Raw genomic sequence first — 22,947 nt, 5'->3', positions numbered from 1 at the left:
AAGGCTACTTGGGCCGCTCCATGTGATCGAGGAAGACATTCCCATCCAGCTGCCGGGAGAGAAGCTCAGAACGATTATGGCGGCACTGGCTCTCACACCTGGCACGCCGGTACCGGCACTTGATCTGCTTGACGAACTCTGGGGAGATCAACCTCCGAAAACCGCGGACAACTCCCTGCAATCACATGTCGCACGGTTGCGCCGTGTCCTCACCGAACAGACCGGCAAGCAAAAAGCCCGTCATGTCATCCGTACGACCCGCTCCGGATATCTACTCGATGTCGACCCGGCGGACGTCGACGCGTTGCGCTTCTCGCATGCCGTGGAGGCGGCCGGTCGACGCCTGAACGCAGATTGCGAACTCGCCATCAAGCTGCTCGCCGATGCGTTCTCCGAATGGCGGGGGCCGGCCCTTATCGATACAGGGGACGGCTTGATCTGCCGCATCGCATATACCCGGCTCGAGGAAACCAGGTTGATGGGCCGGGAGTTGTTCGTCGAGGCGCACCTGAGGCTCGGCAGGTACTGGCAAGTGATCCCGGAACTCGAGCAGTTGCTGACCCAGCACCCCTTGCGCGAGCGCTTCTGCGAACAGCTCATGACTGCCCTGTACCACTCCGGCAGGCAGGCGGACGCCCTCAGTGCCTACCGCAGGGTCCAGCACAACCTGGACGCGGAACTGGGGATCGAGCCGGGCCCGGGAATGCGACGGAGGTTCAGGCAGATCCTTCATCAGGAGGGGGCTCTGCTGCGCGGTGCTTGAGGGGCGAGCTCGGATGTGACAGTGACTCAGATGGACTTGGTCAGCCGGAGGATGCACCATACGGCGCGCAGACTGGCGCCACCCTCGAAGGCCAGATACTCGGGCAGTACCAACTGCGGACCCCACTTGCTCTTGTACGCGAGCTGACTGGCAGCCGGGTAGACGTGCTCCCCCTTTTCCGCGAGGAATCGCAGGAGCTTTCCCGTCAGGGCGCTGCTCGGCGTCAGTTCATGCGCCGCGTCCAGGCCGGTGAAGGGCGTGAACCCGAAGTGCAGCCACTCGGCGTGCTCACGCGTGAACGTCTCCAGGGCGGTGGCGTTGATGGCCTCCATCACCCCGGGCCCGGATTCCGGCAGACGCCGGCTGAGATCGTGCAGCCAGCCGGGGCGGGATCCGAACGCGGGAGCGTAGGAAATATAGGCCAGCGGCCTGCCGTCGAGCGTCCCCAGGAACAACCGCCGATGCCGCTGCACCGGCCCGCCGGTCTCCCCGACCAGGAACTCGATCTCCTTGACGTGCCTGCCCTTCCCGCGCAGCCACGCCTCGTCGATCCGCTCGACACTGTCCTGGTGTTCCGCGAACGAGACCTCCTGGACGTCAAGTCCGTCACGCCTGGCCCGCGAGATCTTGTTACGCAGCTTCATGAACCGTGTGCCGCGCAGCGTGAATTCGGGCAGCCGGACCGCGTAGGAGGCCCCCACCTGATTGAGGACGAACCCCGCAGCCGCATATAATGCAGCGTCGGCGCGCTGCAGTTGAATACTGACGATCAGGCGTTTTCGCGCACGCGCATATTCCTTGAAATCCTGGAGTGCCGCCGCCTGTTGCCCCGGAGGCCCGAATACGCCGCCGAACTGGACGAAGAAGCGCCCCGCCTCCCGGTAGGCGACGAGTGTGCCTCCGTCGCCGATGAACATCTTGTTGCCGACGTTCATTGCCAGAAATGCGCTGGGGTTGTCCGCGTACTTCTGAACGGCAGTCAGCGCCAGCTCCGTCGTCTCGGGGTCCTCTGCGCGCTCTTGCAATATGTTCGGCAGTCGGCTCATTTGTCGCACACCCTCCATCAGGCGGACGCTATTTTGGGTCAACTTATCCGAAGGTCACCGGAGTTGGCTGACGTCGCGGTCTCAGTGGATTCTCAGCTGGATTTCAGTGACCCTTGCCATGCTCGCCAGCATGTACCGAAACTATTCGTCCTACGTAAACGGGCAACACCTGCCCAGCGAGGAATGGGTCTACGTACTCAGCGCCGATTCCTTGCTGGACGACGTCTTCGCGAGCCTGGCACTCAAACGGAAACTGGAACAGGGTCGCATTCCACCGCACGACCTCCCGTCGACCGTCGTCGGACGCGTCGCGAAGGCCGATCGCGCCACGGTCCAGCGCGCCGTCGAAGCCGCGGCCGCGGCCGCCCCCGCCTGGAGCGCCGTTTCGCCGCACATCCGCATGGAGACCGTGGGCCGCATGCTGCACGCCCGCCTCGCCGACCACGCCGAGGACATCGCCGCCGTCCTGGTCGAGGAAGGGCACCCCCTGGCACTGGCGCGGTGGCAGGTCTCCGGCATGCTGGAGTGCTTCGGCCCGGAGTCGGTGAGTTTCTACCGGTCCCAGATGCTGCAGGAGTTCCATCGAGGCGAGCGTCGCCTCCAGGTGCGTCGGCAGCCCGACGGTGTGGTCTGTCTCAACCCCCCGCAGAACGCGCCCCTGTCCAGCGCCCTTCTCGGCGTGACGGCGCTGATGGCCGGCAATGCGCTGGTGGTGCGGGCCCCGCGCAGCGCGCCGCTGGGCGTCATGTACGTCATGCAGGAGATCGTGGCCCCCGTCCTCGCGGAGTGCGGCGCTCCGCCGGGCACGCTGAACGTCGTCTGCGGCGATCCGGCGCCGATGCTGAGCTGCTGGCTGGCGCATCCCGCGGTGAACGACATCATCTATTTCGGCAGCAGCGACGCGGGGTTGAAGTTCGAGGCACGCTGCATCGCCGCGGGTAAGAAGCCGATCCTGGAACTGGCGGGCAACGACGTCGTCACCGTATGGAAAGACGCCGACATCGACCTCGCGGCCGAGGCCCTCACCGAGAGCTTCTACGGCTCCGGGCAGCTGTGCATGATTCCCAACCAGGTGCTGGTGCACCCCGATGTCGCGGACGCGCTCGTGGCGTCCCTGGTACGGCAGATCGGCCACATCCGGCCGGGCTACCCATGGGAACCCGACGTGCTGCTGACGCCGGTGCTGCGCAACGAGAAGTTCTTCAGCTGCTTGAAGGACGCCCGCGACAAGGGCGCCAAGGTGGTCTGCGGCGGCCACCCGATGCAGCTCGACGAAGTCCGCGACCCGGGCGGCATTTTCCTGGAGCCGACCGTGATTCTGGTGCGCGGCGTCGAAGGTGCACGCGAGCTCCACGCCGTGCGGCACGAGACGTTCTTTCCGCTGCTTCCCGTGATCGTCGCCGACTCCGCGCCGGACACCGAGTTGATGGCCACCTTCATCGGATTCGTGAACTCCAACCGCTACGGCTTGCGCAACTCGCTGTGGGCCAAGGACCCGGCCGTCATCGACGAGTTCATCGCCCGCGTCCACACCGGCGGCCTGTTCAAGGTGAACGACTCGCACATCGGCTTCCTGCCGTATATGCCCACACACGGCGGCACCGGGCTGACCGGAGGCGTCTTTGGCGAGGCCAACTACCCGATCCTGCGGACCTCGCACCTCCAGGGCGTGAGCATCAGCCCGGGTTCTCGGCCCCGGGACGCGGTCTTCGGCGCCTGGCAGAACCTGATCGACGAGCGCCTCGGCAACGGCAGCCGCTCGCAGCCGGATGCCCACAAGGAGACGACGCCATGCGCTCGATGAACACCGCTCGCCGCACCTGCGAGGAGTTCCTGCCCGGCCTGCTGGCCGCACTCGACGAAATTCCGCTGACCGATCTGGAGCGGCCGGGCAGCCCGGCCATCGGCCTCTTTCGCGCGCACGGCGGTCCAGGTCTCGTCATTCCCCGGACCTACTCGGGAAGCGGCGCCACGCCGCTGCAGGCCGTGGACGTCACCAGGGCGCTGGCCGCCGTCGCCCCGTCCCTCGCGGTGGCCACCACCATGCACCACTTCTCCGTGGCCACCCTGTTCGCGCTCGCCGACAGCCCGCAGAGCGACGGCGTCGAGTGGGCGCTGCTGGAAGGGATCGTCGAACAAAGGCTCCTGGTCGCCTCGGGATTCGCCGAGGGACGCCCCGGCCGAGGCATCCTCAGCCCCACGGTCCTGGCACGGCCGGACGGAAAGGGCTACCGCATCAGCGGGTCGAAGAAGCCCTGCAGCCTCTCCCGCTCCATGGACCTGCTCACCGCGAGCGCCGCGCTGCCGAACGCGGACGGCACCAGCGACTTGGCGGTGGTGCTCGTACCGCGGCAGGCGGAGGGGCTGACCGTGGAGCCGTTCTGGTCGAGCTGGGCACTGGCCGGCGCGGAGAGCGACGAGGTGCGGTTGCACGAAGTCTTCGTCGACGAGCAGCAGTTGATGCGCACCGAGACCGGCGCGGCGGGCGAGCTGGACGAGCTCCAGACCATCGGCCTCATCTGGTTCGAACTGCTCATCACCGCCTCTTACGCCGGAATGGCCGGCGCCCTGGTCGAACGCGTCCTGACCAGCGGCCGCGGCACGAACACCGAACGGGCCGAGCTGCTCACCCGCTGCGAGACGGCGACGCTGCTCACCGAGGGCACCGCCCGCATGATCGAGGACAAGGCGGTGGGCGACGAGGGACTCGCCCGGGCCCTGGTCGCGCGCTACGCCGCGCAGGACCTGATCCGTGAGGTCGTGGCCCGCGCCGTGGAGCTGCTCGGCGGGATGGCCTTCATCGGCTCGCCCGACATCGCCACCCTGGCGGCCGCCTCGCACGGCCTGTCCTTCCACCCGCCGTCCCGCTCCAGCTTCGCCGACCCCTGGCTCGAGCACGCCGCCGGCCATCCACTACGACTGGCATGAGGAGCGCCATGACCACGACCGTCACGCCCGCGCAGCCGCCGGGCCGCGAAGAGATCGGCCGGCTGTACCGGACCCGCCTGAGCAAGGGCCGCGCCACCCTCGGCGAACTCCTCGGCGGCGAGCTGGAGATGGAGTCGCAGGGCGCCTGGGTGACCACCGCGACCGGACGGCGGCTGCTCAACTGCGGCGGCTACGGCGTCCTCCTGATGGGCGCCCGGCACCCCGTCGTCGTAGCCCATGTCACCGAGCAGCTGCACCGCAACCCGGTGGCCACCCGCGTCCTTCTCGAACCCCAGGCGGCGCTGGCCGCCGACGCGCTGGTGGCCAAGGCGCCGGCGGGTCTCGACCGGGTGCACTTCGCGTGCTCCGGCGCGGAGGCCGTGGAGACCGCCATCAAGATCGCCCGCACCCGGGGCAAGGACCGGCTCATCGCCACGCACGGCGGCTACCACGGCAAGACCATGGGCGCGCTCAGCCTCACCGGCAAGGACCTGTTCAAGGACCCGTTCCGCCCCCTGCTCCCCGGCACCTGCCATGTACCGTACGGCGACGCCGAAGCGCTGGCCGAGCGGCTCGATGCGGCATCCGGCCGCGCCTGCGTGGTGATCGAGCCGGTCCAGGGCGAGGCGGGCGTGGTGCTGCCGCCACCCGGCTATCTGCGCACGGTCCAGGAGCTGTGCCGCGCCCATGACGCGCTCTTCGTCCTGGACGAGATCCAGACCGGACTCGGCCGTCTCGGCTCCTGGTGGGGAGCGGACGAGGAAGGGCTCACCCCGGACCTGCTGCTGGCCGGCAAGGGTCTTGGCGGCGGCATCATGCCTGTCTCTGCGGTCATCGCGGCGGCGGACGTGTTCGGCGCCTTCGACCGGGACCCGTATCTGCACACCTCCACCTTCTCCGGCATGCCGCTGGCGATGGCCGCCGTGCGTGGCGCGCTGCGGGCCATCGAAGAGGAGGACCTGGTGACCCGCGCCCGCGAGCTGGGCCGCGTACTCCTGGCCGGGATCGACCGGATCGCGCGGGAGTGCTTCGGCGATCTCGTACGGGAGGTGCGCGGCCGGGGGCTGCTCATCGGCGTCGAGTTCGCCGAGCCGGGTCCGGCCGGCGACCTGCTGGTCGAGCTGATCCGGCAGGGCGTGGTGGCGAACCATTCGCTCAACTCCCACCTGGTGCTGCGCTTCACCCCGCCCGCCGTCCTCGGCCCGTCGGAGGTGCAGTTCCTCCTCGCGGCGTTCGAACGTGCCTGCCGCGTGCAGGCAGCCCGCTATGTCCCCGACATCCAGACTCACGAAGGTGGCGTCGCCCATGCGCAGCGTTGATGTGACCATCGGCGTCCCCGGTATCGCCGCGGAAGCGGTGTACGACCGGGTCGCGGAATTCGCCCGCTATCCCGAACTCACCCCGGTGGTCCTGTCGGTCACCGTCCACGACCTCAGCGAGACGGAGGAGACCAGCGCCTGGGAGGTGTACTTCCGCAACGGCATCCTGCGCTGGACCGAGTCCGACCACTTCGACCGGCCGACGCTCACCATCACCTTCACCCAACTCGACGGTGACTTCGAGGTGTTCGAAGGCACGTGGCGGGTCGCCGCAGAGGGCAGCGAGGTACGGGTCGCCTTCCGCGCGGCCTTCGACTTCGGCATCCCCAGCCTGGCGGGCATCCTGGAGCCGGTGGCCGAGCGGGTCTTCAAGGAGACCATCGCCCAGGTGGTGCTCGGCCTGTTCCCCTCGGGCGCGGTGCTCGGCGACCGGGCGCTGGCCCGCACCGTGGGCGGCGCTCCGGCCGCGTCGCTTGCTCCCGCCCAGTCGTGGCAGGCCGGCTGATGGACACCAAGAACCTGTTCATGACGCCGGTGACCGCGCGGCTGATACGGGCGGAGTACGGGCTCGGGCTTGTCGTCGCCACGGTCTTGTTCTTCGTCCACCTCGATCAGGTGCGATGGCTGCCGGCCCTGGTGCTCTTCGCCTATATCGATCTGATCGGATACCTCCCAGGAGCCATCCGGTACCGGCGCCGCGAGGGCCGGGTCGGCAAGGGCTACTACGTCGCCTACAACCTCATGCACTCCATGGTCACGCAGGGGCTGCTGGCGCTGGGGTGGATCTGGCTGTGGGGCTTCGAGTGGGCGCTGCTCGCGCTGCCCATCCATCTGTGCGGCGACAGGGCGCTGTGCGGCAACTACCTCAAGCCGTTCGCTCTGCGCTTCGAGCCCGTCACGCACCAGGCGTACCGCCGCTTCCGCAGCGAGTTCGCGGCGGCGGACGCGGTGGCCACCGGCAGCGACGCCACGAGCCAGGGCCCGCTGCCATGGCCGTAGCCACCCGACGCTCCTCCGCGACGGCCCGCGCGGCCGGCGACACCGCCGTCCTCACCGCGATGCGCCACTTCGTCACCGGCGTGACGGTCCTCATCTGCGGGGTGGGGGAGGCGGCCGAGGGGGTCACGGTCAGCACGTTCAGCACCGTCCCCGGCGACCCCCCGATGGCCTGTGTGGCGCTGCGCCGCGGCAGCCGGGGACTGCGCGCCCTGGCCAACAGCCCGGTATTCGTCGCCAATGCGCTGGCGGCGACGCAGGAGCCCCTCGCCCGGCACTTCGCCCGCCGCGGCCGGCCCCGCGGCCTGGGCCAACTGCCGCCGGACGCCTGGCTCGGCGACCCGGGCGACGACGTGCCCCGGCTCAGCGGAGCGGTGGCGTGGCTGGAGTGCCGGCCGAAGCTCACCATCCCGCTCAGCGACCACGAACTGGTGGTCGCCCAGGTCGTATCGGCGGTCCACACCGGAGCCACCCCGCTCGTCAACTTCGCCTACGACCTGCACCCCGGCCCCGTAGCCCCCTCCGCCCCCGGAACCTCCACCCCTGTCCCGCGACAGACCGAAAGGGATTCCTCATGACGCCACCGACCACGACACCGACCACGCCACCGACCACGACACCGACCACGCCACCGACCACGACACCGACCACGCCACCGACCACGGCACCGGCACCGGCACCGGGGACCGTACCGGCGGCCATCCCCTCCGAGGCCGACTGGAACACGGCTCCCTCGCTCCTGGACGGCGCGGAACGCCTCGAACTCACCCCGGCCGTCTGCAACTTGCGGTACTGGCTCAGCGCCGTGCCGCACGGCACCTTGCGCGGCAACGTCTCGGGCCACGACGCGAACGTACGGCCACTGGCCGCGGTCAGTGCGGCAGGACCGCTCAACAGCGCACTCACCCAGGAGCTCGCCTACCGCTCCATCGCAGAGGAGAAGGCCACCCGGGCCATCGGCTATCTGACGGCGCTCGCGCCCGACACCGACAGCATGGAGTTCTACGCCACCCAGCTGCTCGACGAGGCCCGGCACGCCATGGTCTTCCGCAGCCACCTGCTCGACCTCGGCGTGTCCCGTGCGGAGCTGCGGGCCACCGTGGCCCGCCTCGCGGCCGCCGACGAGGAGCAGATCCTCGCCCCCCTGGAGGACTTCGGGCTGCGTGTACTGCGCGACGAGCGCGACTTCATCGGCGGCGTACTGGTCCTGACGGTCCTGGTCGAGGGCGTGCTGGCGCCGGCCGCCGAGCTCAGCGAGCGCAAGTGGCGGATCTTCGACCCGGCGGCAGCCGACATCGAGCGGGGCGCAGGCATCGACGAGATCAGGCATCTCACGGTCGGCAGCACCATCGTCCGCGACCACCTCCGCGCACACCCGCACGACAAGGCGCGGCTCCTGGAGTTGATCCAGGAGGGCTACGCCCTGTGGGACAAGCTGCCGACCACCGAGATGCTGGCGCGCCGCGAGGAGCTCTTCCAGCAGGGCATCGAGCGGCACGCCGACCTCCTGGGCGACTACGAGATCTGGCCCGGCCGCCGCCTGGCGGACACCACCGCGCGCGAACGCCTCGAAACCGCCCACGCATGGGCCGCGCACCTGCAGCGGACGCGGCTGGCCCACATGGGTCTCCAGGAGGCGATATGAGCTCCCTGGACGGCACCCCCCGCCCCCTGGCCGCGGCGCCGGAAGGCACCCCGAACATGCCGGAGATCACCCGCCTGGTGCGGGAAGCCGGCCTCCTGGACTCCCAACCCGGCTACTACGCCTTAAAGATCACCGCGAACCTGTTGCTCCTCGCCGCCGGCTGGACCTGCTTCGCGTTGCTCGGCGACAGCTGGTGGCAACTGGCCGTGGCGGCCTTCCTCGCGGCGTGCTGGGGCCAGACCGACCTCATCGGGCACGACGCGGGACACCGCCAGATCTTCCGGACCCGGCGGGCCGGCGAGGTGATCGGGTACACCCACGGCAATCTGCTCACCGGCGTGAGCTTCGGCTGGTGGGTCGCCCACCACACCAAGCACCACAACTACCCCAACCACCTCTCGCTGGACCCGGACATCCTCCGCCGACAGGTGATCTTCGACGCCAAGGACAGCGCAAAACGCACCGGAGCCGTCGGCCGGTACATCGTGCGGCACCAGGCGTGGATGTTCTACGTGCTCATCCTCATGGAAGGACTGCGCCTGCACGCCTCCGGGTACGTGGCGGCACGCAAGGGCGCACTGAAGCGTCATGTCGCCCTCGACCTGGCCCTGCTGACACTCCATCTGGCGGCCTATCTGACCGCGGTCCTCATGGTCCTCCCGGCGGTCCTCGCCGTGGCCTTCATCGTCGTCCACCAGGCGCTCTTCGGCTTCTACATGGGCCTGCTCTTCGCCCCCAACCACAAGGGCCAGCCCGTACGCGACGGTACGGAGGAGGAACTCGACTGGCTCACCCGGCAGGTGATCACCTCGCGCAATCTGGCACCCCACCGGATCACGGACTTCTTCTACGGCGGGCTCAACTACCAGATCGAGCACCACCTGTTCCCGTCCATGCCGCGCAGGAATCTGCGCCGCGCCCAGCCGCTGGTGAAGGACTACCTGGTGCGTGGCGGCCTGCCGTACGCCGAGGAGCGGCTGCTGCGCTCCTACCTCATGGTCGCCGACCACCTCGGTACGGTCAGCCGGGCCGCGGCCGGTCCCGACCGCGCCTCGTCGCCCCGGGAAGCTCGGTGAACGCCGCGGCGGCGGTGCTGTGCGGCCTCGGCACCTGGCTTCCGCCCCAGGCGGTCACCAACGACGACCTGGCCAGGGAACTGGACACGTCCGACGACTGGATCCGCAGCCGTACCGGGATCGGGACCCGCTTCGTCGCCGCCCCGACCGTCGCCACCTCCGATCTCGCGGTGGAGGCGGGCCGGCGGGCGCTGAAATCCGCGGGCCGCGATGCCGTGGACGGGGTGGTCCTTGCCACCACCACCCCGGACCACCCTTGCCCGGCCACCGCCCCGCTGGTGGCGGCCCGGCTGGGCCTCGGCACCGTGGCCGCCTTCGACGTGGGCGCGGTCTGCACCGGATTCCTGTACGCCCTGGCCACCGGTGCCGGGCTGATCGCCGCGGGAACGGTGGGCAGCGTGCTGGTCATCGGCGCGGATACGTACTCCCGCATCCTCGACCCCGCCGACCGCTCCACGCGTGCCATCTTCGGCGACGGCGCCGGAGCGGTGGTGCTGCGGTCCGGTGGCGCGACGGAGCCCGGTGCGCTCGGCACGGCGGTGCTCGGAAGTGACGGCACGGGCAGCGAGCTCATCACCGTCCGCTCGGGAGGCTCCCGCGAGCCGCTGCACACGTTCGGTACGTCGGGTACGTCCGGTGCGGACACCGGCACGGGTGGTCCCGCGGACCCGTACTTCCGGATGGCGGGCAAGGCCGTCTTCCGCAGCGCCGTGGAGCGCATGGCCGATGCCGCGCTGACCGCGGCGCGTCGGGCCGGCTGGACCACGGACGACATCGACCGGCTCGTCGCGCACCAGGCCAACCTACGGATCCTGCACGCGGTGGCGGACCGGATGCGGCTCCCGCGGCACCGCTGCCCGGTCCATCTCGACCAGGTCGGCAACACCGCGGCCGCCTCCATCCCACTGGCCCTCGCGCACGCCGTGGCCACCGGCACGCTGGCCCCCGGTCACCGCACCGTACTCACGGCCTTCGGTGGCGGCCTCACCTGGGGCGCCTGCACCCTCCGTTGGCCGGCCCTCACCCCCGCTTGAGCACATCCGCACCCACTCATCAAGCTCATCAAGCTCATCAAGGAGAACGACATGACCGCCACCACCACTTACGACCGCTTCGTGGGCCTGCTGACCAAGGGCTTCGGCGTCGAGGCCGACGAGGTCTCACCGGAGAGCACCTTCGCGGATCTGGAGCTGGACTCACTGGCCCTCGTGGAGCTGACCCTCGCCGCGCAGGAGGAATTCGGCATCACCCTCACCGAAGACGAGCTGCACGCGACGAGCACCATGACGGAGGCGGCGGGGACACTCGACTCCAAGCTGGTGGCGGTCCGATGACCGCGGCCGCCGGCGGGTACGACGCGGCGGTCACGGGCATCGGCATGGTGACCGCCGCCGGCCTCGACACCGCCGCGTCCTGGGACCGCATCAAGGCCGCGTCCGGCACCGCCGCGGGGCGGGTGCCCGCGCTCGCGGGAATCCCCGCCGACATCGGCTGCTGGATACCCGACTTCGATCCGGCCGCCGTGATCGGCGCACGCAAGGCGTGGCGCCTGGACCGCAGCAGCCAGTTCGCGGTCGCCGCCGCGGCCGAAGCTCTCGCGGACGCGGGCCTCCGTCCGGCGGACTGGGAGGGCGACGCGGGCGCGCGGGTGGGCGTGGTGCTGGGCAGCGGCATCGGCGGCGCCGGGACCTGGGAGAAGCAGCACGGCGTGCTGCTGGATCAGGGGCCGGGGAAGGTGTCCGCCATGCTGATCCCCATGCTCGCGATCAACATGCCGGCGGGCCATATCGCCATGGAGATCGGTGCCCGCGGGCCCAACTTCGTGACGGCCACCGCCTGCGCGTCGGGCGCCACCGCCGTGGGCGCGGCGCGCGAACTGCTGCGTGGCGGGCACTGCGACGTGGTGCTCACGGGCGGCACCGAGGCGTGTCTCGTGCCCTCCATCATCTCGGGCTTTCAGCAGATGGGCGCGCTGTCCGGGCGCCGCGACGACCCCACGGCGGCCTCCCGCCCGTTCGACGTCGACCGCGACGGCTTCGTGCCGGCCGAGGGCGCCGCCGTCCTGGTCCTCGAGCGCCCGGAGAGCGCCCGGGCCCGCGGAGCGCGCATCCGCGCCCACATCAGCGGATACGGGGCCTCGGCGGATGCCTACAACGCCACCGCGCCGGAACCCCGGGGCGCCGGCGCGGAGTTGGCTCTGCGCGCGGCCCTGAAGGACGCGGGAGTGGCCCCGCACGCGGTGGACCATGTCAACGCTCATGGCACCGCGACACCCCTGAACGACCTGATGGAGGCCCGGCTGATCCGCCGGGTCCTCGGGGGCCGGCCCGCGGTGACCTCGGTCAAGGGCGTGACGGGCCACTCGCTGGGGGCTTCCGGAGCCGTCGAAGTGGCCGTCGCCGCCCTCACCATGGAGCAGCAACTGATCCCGCCGACCGCGAACCTGGACAGCCAGGACCCTCGGATCGATCTGGACGTTGTCGCCAAGGAGGCCCGCCCTGCCGACGTGGAGGTCGCCGTCAGCAATTCCTTCGGCTTCGGCGGCCAGAACGCCGTGGTGCTGCTGACCCGCCCCTGATGAATGCCGCTGCCGGCCCAGCAGGCTGCGCCGGACCCCTTGACCGGGTCCGGCGCAGCCTGCTGGGTCGGCAGCGGGGCCGTTCAGCCGTCGTCGCCGGCGGCGGTGAGCCGCCCCTCCGCAATCGCGCGGTGGACCTCGCCCTGCCGCGCCTTGAGCTCGTGTCGCTCCGCGTCCAGCGCCTCCGCCTGGGCCTCGTCCGCCGCCATGAGCTTCAGCAGGTCGCGGTCCGCCATGTCCAGCACGCCCATGTCCGCGTATGCCTGCTGGACCCTGGGCCCCCACAGCCCGATGTCCTTGACGCAGGGCACGATCCGGGTGAAGAGCCGTGACCGGAAGGCACGCATGCGCGGGCCCCGGTTCATGTACTCCATGCATTCCTTCATGTCGAAGCCGAGCGTCTCCCACACCTCCTGCATCCGCAGCCGATCGCGCATCAGATAGCAGCCCTCGACGATGAAGTCCTCGCGTTCCGCGATCTCCTTGCTGGTCAGCTCCTTGTAGTAGTCCCGCAGCGCGATGCGCCCGAAGGCCACGTGCCGGGCCTCGTCCTGCATGATGTAGGAGAGAATCTGCTTGGGCAGCGGCTTGTCCGTACGGTCGCGCAGGATGCCGAAGGCCGCGAGGGCCAGGCCCTCGATGAGCACCTGCATTCCCAGATACGGCATGTCCCAGCGGGAGTCGTTCAAAGCCTCGCCCAGCAGGGACTTCAGATGCGGGCTGATCGGATAGCTCATGCCGATCTTGTCGCGCACAAAGCGCGTGAACAGCTCCGCGTGCCGCGCCTCGTCCATGACCTGGGTCGCGGCATAGAACTTGGAGTCGATGTCCGGCACCGACTCGACGATCCGGGCGGAGCAGATCATGGCGCCCTGCTCCCCGTGCAGGAACTGACTGAACTCCCAGGCTGCCATGTGCCTTCGCAGCTCCTGCTTCTCCCGCCCGTTCAGGCGGGAGTACTGCCGGGAGCCGTACAGCGCGAGGGCGTTCTCCGGAGTGCCGAGGACATCACAGGGGTCCACGTCCAGGGACCAGTCGATCCGCTTCGTGCTGTCCCACTGCTTGTCCTTGCCCTTCTGATAGAGGCTCAGCAGCCGCTCTCGATCCGTGTCGTACTCCCAGGTGAAGGTGTTTCGCCCCTGCATCGGAAACGACCAGGCGGCGCCGGTGTCGGTGTTCGGGATATGGGCGCTATCACTCATGAGCAAGTCCCTTGCGTGGTACGGATGGTTGTCGACCCGCGGCCGGCCTGCGGTCATACGGACTCGGCGGTCGGGGCCAGCACCGGCAGCGCCGCGGGAAGGATGTCGAGCGCGTAGCGCGTGCGCCCGCGCTTGACCTCGCCGTCCCACTCGAAGGTGAGGGGGGCGCCGTCGGTGCGTTCGATCTCGACGCGGCGACCGCGCCGGTACAGCACCTCGGGCCGTTCGAGATGCCGTCCCTCCCGGGTGAGACCGGGCAGCTCCAGAGGATCGAGATCGCCGGTCACCACACAGACGTCGAGCAGAGCGTCGTCCAGAACGGAGTGGGGCAGCAGGAGGAATCCGCCGCCCCGGTAGCGGCCGCCACCGACGGCCGCGAGGACCACGCTGCCGTCATGGACCACCTCGCCGTCCACCACGACCCTGGCCGGGTGCGGCGCGAAGTCGCGCAGGGTCGCGGCCACCGCTTGCTGGTAGCGGGCCCGACCGCTGATCCTGGTGAGCCCGGCCGCCGTCTCCAGCGCCTCGGCGACGAGACCGGAGCAGGCGCCCAGCAGCACGATGTCCCGCGTCTGCGCCACGCGCGCCAGGTCCAGCCGCCGAAGCCGCGGACGCGCTCCCGTGAAGGCGGCGGCGAGCGCCTCGCGCCACGGCCGGTCGTGCCAGACCTCTTTGTAGAAAGAGTTGCCGGTGCCGGCCGGAACGCAGAACAGGGCCGGGCCGACGAGCCCCGGCCGGGCCGCCACGACCTCCGTGCCCTCCCCGGCTGTCACGATGCCGCCCGCCACTTCGCCGACGGTGCCGTCGCCGCCGACCGCGACCACGGCGTCCACACCGTCCCGTACGGCCTTCGCGGCCAGTGTCCGGGCGTGCCCGGGGTACGCGGTCCGCACCACGCCGACCTCTCCGACGAGCCTCTGACACGCCTCAGCGACATCCGCGACCGGGACCGAAACGGCGCCCCCCGCCCGTTCGTTCGCCACGATCACCGCATTGCGTGCCCAGTGGCTCATGCGCTGCTTCCTTGTCCGCATCGTCTGCATCGGATCGGCCGCCGCCGCGCTGAGCGGAGAGAGCAGGATTCGAACCTGCGCGGGGCTTGGCACCCCTGACCGGAAACGGGTTCCGGCCCCCATTGGGCCGCTATGGGTATCTCTCCTCGCCGGCCTCCGCGGCCGACGTAAGGACGATGCCACGCCGGACTTGCAGACGACTGAAACGCTCGTCTCAGCCCGCTGTGCTCCGGTCCGGTCTGGTCCGGTCTGTGCGGTGCGAACAAACGGGGGTGGTTCTGGGGCAACCGGTTGGCCTGGGCGCTCGCGGACGGTCCAAGACCGGGGCGACAGTAGATCTTCGTGGTCGGTCCGCCGCGGGACCGTCCGAGCGCAGGATGGTCCGGCTCGCGGGCCGGGACCCCTTTTGCCGGGCCCCGGCGGCCTGTTGATGAGCGCGCACGATCGTGGCGTCGACGGCGACGCCCCAGTCCAGATCGCCGGCGGCGTCGGCCGCGAGCAGAGCGGTGAGAGTCCGTTGCCGGGTTCCGCCACGCGCCCACATTTGCAGCGGGTTGGCGGGATGGGTACAGGCAGGGTTGTGTAAGCAGCGCGCCGCTTAAGCGAAGGGCGCCCATGGTAGGCGCCTGACATGGACAAGCCCAGGTCAGGCGCCCTTCTTGTGCCCTCTAGAAGAACCCGAGCTTCTGCGCCGAGTAGCTCACCAAGGAGGTTCTTAGTCTGCTGGTGGTACGCGACCTCAAGGGGCTCTGAACTGCGCATACGGTCAAGAGCGGTCGGCGGCTGGCGGAGTTGGCCCGCACCTGGTCCGGATCTTGCTGGGCGAGATCAGGGCGTCGGACACTAGTGGGGGACATCCTGCGGCGGCTCATTGGGCCACAGGTGTCAAGGACGGGACATGGAAGCGAAGTTCAGCCGTTGCTCGTCGGCCCAACGATCCAGGCGAACCGGACCAGACTGGAGATCCTCGACTGCGACAAGAAGCGCGGCAGGATCCGTCATGAAGTCGTCTACCGCAGCCCACTGACCAGGTCTTTTGTATCGTCCTGGTGGCCTGACCTGCGCTCAAGTGTCTCCCTGGGGTTTTCAGGGTCGTGCGGTCCTACGCAGTCGATTCTCCCCAGGGGTGGGCGAGCCTGCCGGGATGTTCCGGATCGCCCCCGGTCCCGGTCAGTCCTTGCCGGTGGGAGCGGCGTGCCGCCGGGTACCGCTGAGGGAGTCGTGGAGCGCGACGAAGGCCTCGCGGTCCAGCTTCGGGCCGCTCTCCTCGATGACGCGGTGGGCCTGCGCGGCACCGTCGACGAGGAGGTCGACAACGGTCATGGCCATCATCTTGGCGGGGAGTACCGCGGCGGCGTGGTGGTCGGAGGTGAAGTACTCGGGGCCGTGCGGGGCGCCGTCGGTGCCACAGGCGGAGAACGGCTGGACCACCGGCATCACATGGCCGAGGTCACCCATGTCGGTCGAGCCGCCGAAGTTGCCGCTGACGGACTTGCACTCGTCCTCGCCGACCAGCTCGCATCCGTTGGCGTACGCCAGCTCGGCGAGCGGCGCGTCGCTGCTGAACGGCAGGAAGGCGACCGCGGTGGTGATCTCCACGTCGGCGCCCATCGCCAGGGCGCCGGCGCGCAGCGCCCGGTCGACGCGCTCGGAGGCGTCCCGCATCGCCTCGATGGACCGGGCGCGGATCAGCATCTCCATCTCGGTGCGGGCGGGGATCGCGCTCACGGAGTCGCCGGACCGGGTGATCAGGTGGTGGACCCGGACGTTGTCCTCGTCCTTGAAGAACTCCCGGTGTGCGTCGATCGCCGAGATGGCGACGGTGGCCGCCTTGTAGGAGCTGACCCCCATCCAGGGAGTGCTGCCGGCGTGTGCGGACTTCCCGGTGAAGCGGACGCGCTTGACCAGCGAGCCGTTGCCGTCCCCGCCGACGCCCAGCGCGGGCGAGGAGGCGGCGGCGTGGGTCAGTAGCGCCATGTCGACGTCCTCGAACTCGCCGCGTCGGATCAGTTCGGCCTTGCCTGCGGTGTGGTGGATCTCGCCCGTGTCGACCAGGTCCAGGCGCCACTGCACCTCGACGCACTCCTCGGCCGGAACGGCGAACAGCACCACGTCTCCGTCCAGTTGGTCCATCACCGCCTGCAGTCCGAGGCCGGCGCCGATCATCGAGGCGATCTGTGCGTTGTGCCCGCACGCGTGGGCCGCGTCGGTCTCTGGATCGCCGTGCGGGTGGCCCGGTATCAGCAGCCCGTCGAGTTCGCCGAGTACCGCGGCGGTCGGGCCGGACGTGCGACCGTGCATCCGGGCCTTGACACCGGTCCGTGCGAGGCCGGTGGCCGGCTCCAGGCCCATGGCGCGGAATTGCTCGGCGACGACGTCGGCGGTGCGGGTCTCGCGGTAGCCGGTCTCGGGGTGGCGCATGATGTCGTCGCTCACCGCGACGATCCGCTCGGCCTGCCGGTCGATCTCGGCGCAGGCCAACTCCTTGAGCCGGGCGGCCAGTTCGGCGTCGGGGGCGGTCCGGGGCGGAGTGGTGGTGGTCATGGTGCGTCCTTCTCGTCTGTGCTCGTCTTTACGGTGTCGGTGTTTCGGTCGGCCTGGGCTCAGGCGGTGGTCAGTGACTCGGGGGCGGCGGTGGCGGGCTGGTCCGCGGCGGCCGTGGTGACCCGGCGGGCGGCCAGGGTGAGCAGCGCGGCGAGTCCGCAGGCCGCGGCGGCGAGCCACAGGACGGTGGTGTACGCGGCGGCCCGGGGAACGGAGGTGTGCGGGATGAGGAGCGAGGAGAGCACCGCGCCGAATATCGCGCCGGTGACCGAACCGCCCACCGTCCGCAGCGTGTTGTAGAGGCCGGCATTGATGCCGCTCTCGGTCTCGGTGGAGCGCTCGAGGATGGCCGCCGGAAGCGCGGCGATCGCGGCCCCGTTACCGAAGCCCATCACGATAGACAGGGCCATGAACTCGCCCCGGCTCGCGTGCCACATCGCCATTCCGCCGAAGCCGAGCCCCATGACCGCGAGCGAGACGCACAGCGAGGCGCGGTGGCCGACCACGGTTCCGGCCCGGTTGACCACCGAGGCGCCGACCACCGCGGCCAGGCCCATGGGCAGCATGAACCAGCCCAGCGAGGTGGTGCCGATTCCGAGTCCGTACCCGAACCGGTCGGGCTGCGCGGACAGGAAGGTGGCCAGCGCCGTCTGCGAGCCGAAAGAGGCGCCGCCGACCAGCCAGGCGGCGAGGAAGAGCACCAGCATCCGCGGTCGGCCGAGTCGCCGGACGTCGACCGCCGGCTCCGCGGTGCCCCGCTCGACCACGACGAAGCCGATCAGCAGCACGGCGGACAGCACCAGCATGCCGATGGTGAGCGCGGAGCCCCAACCCCACGAAGGGCCCTCGCCGACACCGAGCAGCAGAGTGACCAGAAAGAGGCACAGCCCGGCCGTGCCCGTCCAGTCGATGCGCGCCTGGGCCCGCCGCACGGACTCCGGGATCAGGAAGAACGGGACCACCAGACACAGGACGGTCGCCACGGCGGGCACCCACAGCACCGCCGTCAGCGAACCCAACGCGCTGGACAGCACTGATCCGAGCACAAGCCCCAGCGAGACGCCGCCGGTCAGCACGCCGATCAGGAGACCGATGCCGGCGCGCGCCCGGCCCGCCTCGACCCGGTCGCGTACCAGCGCCATGTCGAGAGGGAGCAGCGCCAGCAGTCCCGCCTCCAGCACGCGGCCGACGAGCAGTACGGAGAAGTTCGGCGCGGCGGCGATCACGATGGCACCCACCGCGAAGAGTGAGAGGGCGACGCGCAGCAGTTTGCGGTGACCGTGGATGTCGCCGAGTCGGCTGAGCAGCGGGACCCAGATCGCCGCGCTGACGAAGAAGACGGTGTTCGCCCAGGTCAGCGCGGAGGCACTGACCTGGAAGTGGGCGCCGATGGCTGGCGTGAGGGTGCCCATCATTCCCTGCACGATGCCGCTGACGAGTTCGATGAGGACGAGGAGGCCCACCACCCGGAGTGAACCCGCGGCGCCCGGAGCGGATGGGGCGGATGGAGGAGCGCTGACGGAACTGGACCCGGTACGGGACATGACGGACTCCGATCGCGAACTTCGGTCGTCGAGATTGACAGAAGCTAGCAATCCGCTGTTCCATCGCCTCAATTCCGCGGGATCTTGCTATTTAGGAGCCTCAGTTGCCGGTCTCTGCCGACCTGGACGAAACGGACCTCGCCCTCTTGAACGCCCTTCAGGTCAGCCCGCGCGCCCCGTGGGCGGCGGTGGGCAAGGCGCTCGGCACCGACGCGGCCACCGCGACCCGGCGCTGGCGACGGCTGGCCGACGAGGGCCTGGGCTGGGTCACCGGCTATCCGTCGGGGGCACTGGACCAACTGGCCGGCGCCCTGGTGGAGATCGACTGCGACGCCGCCCGGACACAGGAGGTCGCGGCCGCGATCGCGCAGGACCCGGAGGCCTTTACCGTCGAGGAGACGGCGGGCGGCCGGGACCTGCTGCTCACCGTCAGCGCTCCCGACCTGGCCGCGCTGGCCGGCTACATCTCCGGTCGGCTGCGGCTGCTGCCGGGCGTCCGGGCGACCCGGACGAGCATCTTCACCGACGGCTTCACCGACGGCGCCGGCTGGCGGCTCGGCGCGCTGGATGCGGCGGCCCAGCGGGAGTTGGGCGCGGACACCGCGCATTCGGCGGAACCCCCGAGCCTGCGCGACGAGTTGGACCGCCACATCATGATGGAACTCAGCCGGGACGGGCGGGTGAGCGCGACCGAACTCTCCAAACTGCTCGGCGTCGGCATCACCACGGCCGCCCGGCGGCTGCGCCGCCTGCTCGCCACCCGGACCGTGCAACTGCGCTGCGAGGTGTCCCGAGCCGCGGTCGGCCTACCGGTGACCGTGACGCTGTGGGCGGCCACTTCGCCCCAGCATCTGGCGGCTGCCGGTCAGGCCCTCTCCCGCCTTCCGCGGACCCGCCTCGCGGTCGCGGTGGCAGGCTCCAGCAACGTGATCTGCGTCGCCTGGCTCCCCTCGCTGCACGAACTCGGCCATCTGGAGGCGGAGATCGCCCATCGGGCGCCGGAACTCACGGTGATGGACCGCGCGGTGACACTCCGCCCGGTCAAGCACAGCGCCCGGCTGCTCGACAGCCAGGGCCGCGCCCGGTCGACCGTCGTCGCGGACCTGTGGAGCAGGCAGACCTGCCTGCCGACCGGGGCCGACCTCCGCCTCTGAGGCCACTCCCGTACGAACTCCCCGTATGAACCCCCGTGCGAACTCCCGACCGAAAGAAGCCCATGACCGTCACGACAGTCGTGCAGACCAGGTCCGGCGCCGTCCGCGGCATCGAGTACGACGACATCCGCGCCTGGCGCGGCATCCCCTACGCGCGTCCGCCGGTCGGACCGCTGCGCTGGGCCGCGCCGCGCGCCGAGGAGCCGTGGAGCGGGGTCCGCGACGCCTCCCAGTGGGGCGGACGAGCCCCACAGGCGGCGGTCGAACTGCCGCCGGGGCCGTTCGGCGCCCCGTTCACCGACGACGACCTGCCCACCTCCGAGGACTGCCTCTACCTCAACGTGTCCGCCCCGGCCGACGCCGAGGAACCGCTTCCGGTGCGGGTCTGGATCCACGGCGGAGGCTTCCATCTCGGCTCCGGGGCCGGGTTCGTCGGCGACTGCGCGTCCGTCGTCCGCAACGGTGTCGTCATGGTCACCCTCAACTACCGTCTCGGTGCTCTCGGGTTCCTCAACCTGGGCGGCCTGCTCGGTGCCGGCTTCGCGGACGCGGCCAACTGTGCTCTGCTGGACCAGATCGCCGCACTGCGCTGGGTGCGGGAGAACATAGCGGCCTTCGGCGGCGATCCGGACAACGTCACCGTCCAGGGAGTTTCGGCGGGCGGCAAGAGTGTCATCAACCTGATGGCCTCCCCGGCCGCCGAGGGCCTGTTCCGGCGGGGCATCAGCCACTCCGGCGGCGACCACACGGCCTCCCCGCAGGCCACAACCGCCTTGGCCCGACGGTTCATTGAGCAGCTCGACCTGCCCGGAGGAGACCTCCGACGAATCCGGGACGCCCCGACCAAGGAAATCACCGAGGCGCAGTACGCACTCGGTGAGGGCCTGCGGGCCACCTGGATCTGGCGCCCCACCGTGGGTGACCCCGTCCTGCCGCTGCGGCCCACACAGGCACTCGCCGCGGGTCGGGCGGCAGGAATTCCGCTGGTCGCGGGCGTCGCCGACAACGAGAGCGGCACGTACACCGCGAACGAGCCCAGCGCCCTGGGCCAGGCCGAAGCGGTACTGCGAGACGTGTTCCCGGGCCGGGATCAGCAGGCGTTCGACACGTATGCCGCGCAGTACCCGGACGGCGGTCGGGACCGATGGCTGGGCGCCTTCATGTCCGACGAGCGCTACGGGGCTCCCACGCTACGGCTGCTCGACGCCCAGGCGCGGCACGCGCCCGTCTGGCACTACCGCTTCCACGCCCCGACACCCGGAGCACCTGAACAGGACTGGTACACCCACGGCTCGGACATGGCGTACGCGTTCGGCCTCGCCCAGTTCGCCGATCCGGCGACGGCCGCGGTGGCACAGGGATTTCGAGAGGCGTTCGCCACCTTCGGCCTTGGCGACCCACCTTCCTCCCGGCAACTGCCCGACTGGCCCGCGTACGACCGCACCGACCGTGCCACCCTCCTGTTGGACGTGCCTTCCCGGATCGTGCCGGATGCCGGGAACCCGCTCTACGGCCGGTTGTGGGCGGACCACGACTGGACCCCCGGCACCTGGTGGCCGCTGGGCGACCCGATGTGACGTTCACGGGCGGCGCCCCGCACGTCCGAGGCGCCGCCCTCGCACCGCACAGGAACTCGCCGTCGTACTGGCGCTCCGGACATCCTCCGCGACGGCGACGGCGCCGTCGATCAAGGCGCTCCCATTCGGCACTTCCGATGCATGCCATCCCGAGCGAGCGATGACCGACGAACGATGCGCGCCGGTGATTATGACTGGTACCACTGACAGTTTCATCGGAACGTGCACCAGAGCCGTCGAGCTCCGATGCTGCTACCCGACGGGCCTTCACCTCGATCTTTCGTAACGCCTGATCGCGTCAACTAGCCTGTCGTTGCGGCTTGTTCGGGGGTGTAGGCAGGTTGAGGACCTCGACGTTGTCGCCGCGCAGGTGGTGGCCGGCGCCTGCGTCCACGATGTCGCCCTGGTTCTCGGGACGCCGATGACGAGGTAGGGCTTGCCCGCGGTGGTGGTGCCAGCCGCCAGTGCTTGGCCAAGGTGGTTGCCCTCCTCCGAGGTGGTGGAGGGCAAGGTCGTCATTGCCCGAACCCTGCTGCAGAGTGGTGGCGGTCTTACCCTTGCCGAGACCGTTAGGCTAGCGGGGGGTTTGGGGTTGTTTCACGGTAATACGGGGGGATGTTCTGGCTCCTCCCAACTCGGCCCGGCTCTGGGGCTTTCACCCCCTGGACGGGATCGCCCGCTCCCAGGGGAGGACGTAGGGAAACATGAACCCGCGCGACGGGGATTCCCGCAACCTGTCATACGAGCGCTGGGAGCTGGCTGGCCTGGTCGCCGGGTGGAGCCAGAACTCGCTGGAACCGCCTCCCGCGAAACGGCGGTGGGGCCGGTGCTCGTCGGTAGGTGGGGCCGAGATTCGCTCCCGAAGCCATGACGGCCTTCAGTCGGCGAGGAGTAAGAAGTCGGCGAGGCATTCGCCCTCTTCCGGCCCGGTGACACGGCCACGGCCCATCTATCCGTCATGCTCAGATAGAGCTGCCGTTGGCCATATCGGTTTATCCGCGTGTGAGGTGTGGCAAGGGAGCACCTCATGGACGCTGCCGTGCTCGCCGCAATCATCCCAACTCCCGTTGCTCTGCTGGCCGCTGGCGCCGCTTACGCGGCAGGTCGCGTCCAGGGTCGCAGCGCCTACCGCGGAGCTGTCGATGCGGTACGCCGGCAACACCAACGAGATGCCTACGCTGGGTTCCCCTCCGCAATCCGGGACTACGCAGACCAAACCGAGATCGGGGCCTGCCAGGACGTTGCCTGGCGTCAGGTCGGACCGGGCCTGTTCGAGGAGGAGGATGATGCCAGTCGTGAACGGGTTTACCGGCGAGCATCACAGATCCGAGCTGCTGTCCCTCTCGAGCCGGTCCGTTCCGCGGCCGCTGTCATAGATCTTGAGGGCCCAAGAGAGATCTCCGAACTTGCACAAAGAGCGAAGGACCATGCCCGTAACGCGGGGCGAGAACCAGTGGGGCCCAACTTCCTCGAACGTCTGAACAGAGGGCTGGAGCTGCCCCCTGGACCCCGTCCGCGGCTGCTCATGCTCGAGGTGATCGACGAGTTCACGGCTGCCGCTC

At 69.9% G+C, this 22,947-nt stretch carries 19 protein-coding genes and 1 pseudogene; 14 read left to right on the top strand and 6 right to left on the bottom strand.

The features are described 5' to 3' along the window. Window positions 1–22 precede the first annotated feature (22 nt). Window positions 23–763, top strand: coding sequence for an AfsR/SARP family transcriptional regulator (locus tag OHA73_RS01640; protein ID WP_327653898.1), 741 nt, complete (start codon window positions 23–25; stop codon window positions 761–763). 26 nt (window positions 764–789) lie between these two features. On the opposite strand, the gene OHA73_RS01635 is transcribed toward OHA73_RS01640, so the two are convergent. After that, window positions 790–1,827, bottom strand: coding sequence for a DUF2156 domain-containing protein (locus tag OHA73_RS01635; protein ID WP_327653897.1), 1,038 nt, complete (start codon window positions 1,825–1,827; stop codon window positions 790–792). 112 nt (window positions 1,828–1,939) lie between these two features. Here OHA73_RS01635 and OHA73_RS01630 point away from each other — a divergent pair, with 112 nt between their 5' ends. From OHA73_RS01630 to OHA73_RS01580, 11 genes are read left to right on the top strand one after another with little or no spacing between them, the layout of a single operon-like run. Beyond that, on the top strand, window positions 1,940–3,613 hold the full coding sequence (locus OHA73_RS01630) for an aldehyde dehydrogenase family protein (RefSeq protein ID WP_327653896.1): 1,674 nt from the start codon (window positions 1,940–1,942) through the stop codon (window positions 3,611–3,613). After that, complete coding sequence (locus OHA73_RS01625; protein ID WP_327653895.1) at window positions 3,601–4,737, top strand: acyl-CoA dehydrogenase family protein; 1,137 nt, start codon at window positions 3,601–3,603, stop codon at window positions 4,735–4,737. The genes OHA73_RS01630 and OHA73_RS01625 overlap by 13 nt, the downstream gene beginning before the upstream one ends. An 8-nt stretch (window positions 4,738–4,745) precedes the next feature. Further along, window positions 4,746–6,056, top strand: a complete 1,311-nt coding sequence (locus tag OHA73_RS01620; RefSeq protein ID WP_327653894.1) for an aspartate aminotransferase family protein — start codon at window positions 4,746–4,748, stop codon at window positions 6,054–6,056. Beyond that, window positions 6,043–6,561 carry a type II toxin-antitoxin system RatA family toxin gene (locus OHA73_RS01615; protein ID WP_327653893.1) on the top strand — a complete coding sequence of 173 codons (519 nt, stop codon included), beginning with the start codon at window positions 6,043–6,045 and terminating at the stop codon, window positions 6,559–6,561. Before OHA73_RS01620 ends, OHA73_RS01615 begins: the two co-directional genes overlap by 14 nt. After that, window positions 6,561–7,055, top strand: coding sequence for a hypothetical protein (locus OHA73_RS01610; protein WP_327653892.1), 495 nt, complete (start codon window positions 6,561–6,563; stop codon window positions 7,053–7,055). The genes OHA73_RS01615 and OHA73_RS01610 overlap by 1 nt, the downstream gene beginning before the upstream one ends. Continuing rightward, entirely contained in the window at window positions 7,046–7,630 is a 585-nt protein-coding gene (locus OHA73_RS01605; protein WP_327653891.1) for a flavin reductase family protein, read from the top strand. The genes OHA73_RS01610 and OHA73_RS01605 overlap by 10 nt, the downstream gene beginning before the upstream one ends. Continuing rightward, on the top strand, window positions 7,627–8,697 hold the full coding sequence (locus OHA73_RS01600) for a VlmB-like protein (protein ID WP_327653890.1): 1,071 nt from the start codon (window positions 7,627–7,629) through the stop codon (window positions 8,695–8,697). Before OHA73_RS01605 ends, OHA73_RS01600 begins: the two co-directional genes overlap by 4 nt. Then, on the top strand, window positions 8,694–9,773 hold the full coding sequence (locus OHA73_RS01595; protein ID WP_327653889.1) for a fatty acid desaturase family protein: 1,080 nt from the start codon (window positions 8,694–8,696) through the stop codon (window positions 9,771–9,773). The genes OHA73_RS01600 and OHA73_RS01595 overlap by 4 nt, the downstream gene beginning before the upstream one ends. Then, window positions 9,770–10,807: a beta-ketoacyl-ACP synthase III gene (locus tag OHA73_RS01590; protein WP_327653888.1), complete on the top strand. Its 1,038-nt coding sequence runs from the start codon at window positions 9,770–9,772 to the stop codon at window positions 10,805–10,807. Before OHA73_RS01595 ends, OHA73_RS01590 begins: the two co-directional genes overlap by 4 nt. A 51-nt stretch (window positions 10,808–10,858) precedes the next feature. Continuing rightward, complete coding sequence (locus OHA73_RS01585; protein ID WP_327653887.1) at window positions 10,859–11,107, top strand: acyl carrier protein; 249 nt, start codon at window positions 10,859–10,861, stop codon at window positions 11,105–11,107. After that, window positions 11,104–12,351: a beta-ketoacyl-[acyl-carrier-protein] synthase family protein gene (locus OHA73_RS01580; RefSeq protein WP_327653886.1), complete on the top strand. Its 1,248-nt coding sequence runs from the start codon at window positions 11,104–11,106 to the stop codon at window positions 12,349–12,351. The genes OHA73_RS01585 and OHA73_RS01580 overlap by 4 nt, the downstream gene beginning before the upstream one ends. 83 nt (window positions 12,352–12,434) lie before the next feature. On the opposite strand, the gene OHA73_RS01575 is transcribed toward OHA73_RS01580, so the two are convergent. The 5 genes and pseudogenes from OHA73_RS01575 to OHA73_RS01550 all read right to left on the bottom strand — a co-directional run bounded on the left by OHA73_RS01575 (window position 12,435) and on the right by OHA73_RS01550 (window position 18,573). Then, window positions 12,435–13,553: a ferritin-like domain-containing protein gene (locus OHA73_RS01575; protein WP_443063016.1), complete on the bottom strand. Its 1,119-nt coding sequence runs from the start codon at window positions 13,551–13,553 to the stop codon at window positions 12,435–12,437. A 53-nt stretch (window positions 13,554–13,606) separates the two neighbouring features. Continuing rightward, a complete protein-coding gene (locus OHA73_RS01570; protein WP_327653885.1) occupies window positions 13,607–14,566 on the bottom strand; it encodes a diacylglycerol/lipid kinase family protein in 960 nt (319 codons plus the stop codon). Between the two features lie 54 nt (window positions 14,567–14,620). Next, window positions 14,621–14,712: pseudogene (locus OHA73_RS01565) on the bottom strand. A 1,024-nt stretch (window positions 14,713–15,736) separates the two neighbouring features. After that, window positions 15,737–17,110, bottom strand: a complete 1,374-nt coding sequence (locus OHA73_RS01555) for an amidohydrolase (protein ID WP_327653884.1) — start codon at window positions 17,108–17,110, stop codon at window positions 15,737–15,739. A gap of 59 nt (window positions 17,111–17,169) precedes the next feature. Beyond that, complete coding sequence (locus tag OHA73_RS01550; RefSeq protein ID WP_327653883.1) at window positions 17,170–18,573, bottom strand: MFS transporter; 1,404 nt, start codon at window positions 18,571–18,573, stop codon at window positions 17,170–17,172. Window positions 18,574–18,758: 185 nt separating this feature from the next. Here OHA73_RS01550 and OHA73_RS01545 point away from each other — a divergent pair, with 185 nt between their 5' ends. Together OHA73_RS01545 and OHA73_RS01540 are read left to right on the top strand one after the other, a co-directional pair. Beyond that, window positions 18,759–19,808 (top strand): Lrp/AsnC family transcriptional regulator, encoded by a 1,050-nt coding sequence (locus OHA73_RS01545; RefSeq protein WP_327653882.1) that lies wholly within the window; start codon window positions 18,759–18,761, stop codon window positions 19,806–19,808. Between the two features lie 62 nt (window positions 19,809–19,870). Then, window positions 19,871–21,385 carry a carboxylesterase/lipase family protein gene (locus tag OHA73_RS01540; RefSeq protein WP_327653881.1) on the top strand — a complete coding sequence of 505 codons (1,515 nt, stop codon included), beginning with the start codon at window positions 19,871–19,873 and terminating at the stop codon, window positions 21,383–21,385. Window positions 21,386–22,947 lie beyond the last annotated feature (1,562 nt).

This window comes from Streptomyces sp. NBC_00483 (assembly GCF_036013745.1).
GTDB lineage: Bacteria > Actinomycetota > Actinomycetes > Streptomycetales > Streptomycetaceae > Streptomyces.
The sequence above is the reverse complement of the archived record's forward strand: the minus strand, read 5'-3'. Positions and strand labels throughout refer to the sequence as shown.

Excerpts from the sequence above, each read along its gene's own strand:
- OHA73_RS01600 (WP_327653890.1), top strand. The coding sequence starts at position 7,627 with ATGACGCCACCGACCACGACACCGACCACGCCACCGACCACGACACCG.
- OHA73_RS01540 (WP_327653881.1), top strand. The coding sequence starts at position 19,871 with ATGACCGTCACGACAGTCGTGCAGACCAGGTCCGGCGCCGTCCGCGGC.
- OHA73_RS01570 (WP_327653885.1), bottom strand. The coding sequence starts at position 14,566 with ATGAGCCACTGGGCACGCAATGCGGTGATCGTGGCGAACGAACGGGCG.
- OHA73_RS01595 (WP_327653889.1), top strand. The coding sequence starts at position 8,694 with ATGAGCTCCCTGGACGGCACCCCCCGCCCCCTGGCCGCGGCGCCGGAA.
- OHA73_RS01580 (WP_327653886.1), top strand. The coding sequence starts at position 11,104 with ATGACCGCGGCCGCCGGCGGGTACGACGCGGCGGTCACGGGCATCGGC.
- OHA73_RS01635 (WP_327653897.1), bottom strand. The coding sequence starts at position 1,827 with ATGGAGGGTGTGCGACAAATGAGCCGACTGCCGAACATATTGCAAGAG.
- OHA73_RS01575 (WP_443063016.1), bottom strand. The coding sequence starts at position 13,553 with ATGAGTGATAGCGCCCATATCCCGAACACCGACACCGGCGCCGCCTGG.
- OHA73_RS01610 (WP_327653892.1), top strand. The coding sequence starts at position 6,561 with ATGGACACCAAGAACCTGTTCATGACGCCGGTGACCGCGCGGCTGATA.
- OHA73_RS01630 (WP_327653896.1), top strand. The coding sequence starts at position 1,940 with ATGTACCGAAACTATTCGTCCTACGTAAACGGGCAACACCTGCCCAGC.
- OHA73_RS01555 (WP_327653884.1), bottom strand. The coding sequence starts at position 17,110 with ATGACCACCACCACTCCGCCCCGGACCGCCCCCGACGCCGAACTGGCC.
- OHA73_RS01620 (WP_327653894.1), top strand. The coding sequence starts at position 4,746 with ATGACCACGACCGTCACGCCCGCGCAGCCGCCGGGCCGCGAAGAGATC.
- OHA73_RS01625 (WP_327653895.1), top strand. The coding sequence starts at position 3,601 with ATGCGCTCGATGAACACCGCTCGCCGCACCTGCGAGGAGTTCCTGCCC.
- OHA73_RS01615 (WP_327653893.1), top strand. The coding sequence starts at position 6,043 with ATGCGCAGCGTTGATGTGACCATCGGCGTCCCCGGTATCGCCGCGGAA.
- OHA73_RS01585 (WP_327653887.1), top strand. The coding sequence starts at position 10,859 with ATGACCGCCACCACCACTTACGACCGCTTCGTGGGCCTGCTGACCAAG.
- OHA73_RS01605 (WP_327653891.1), top strand. The coding sequence starts at position 7,046 with ATGGCCGTAGCCACCCGACGCTCCTCCGCGACGGCCCGCGCGGCCGGC.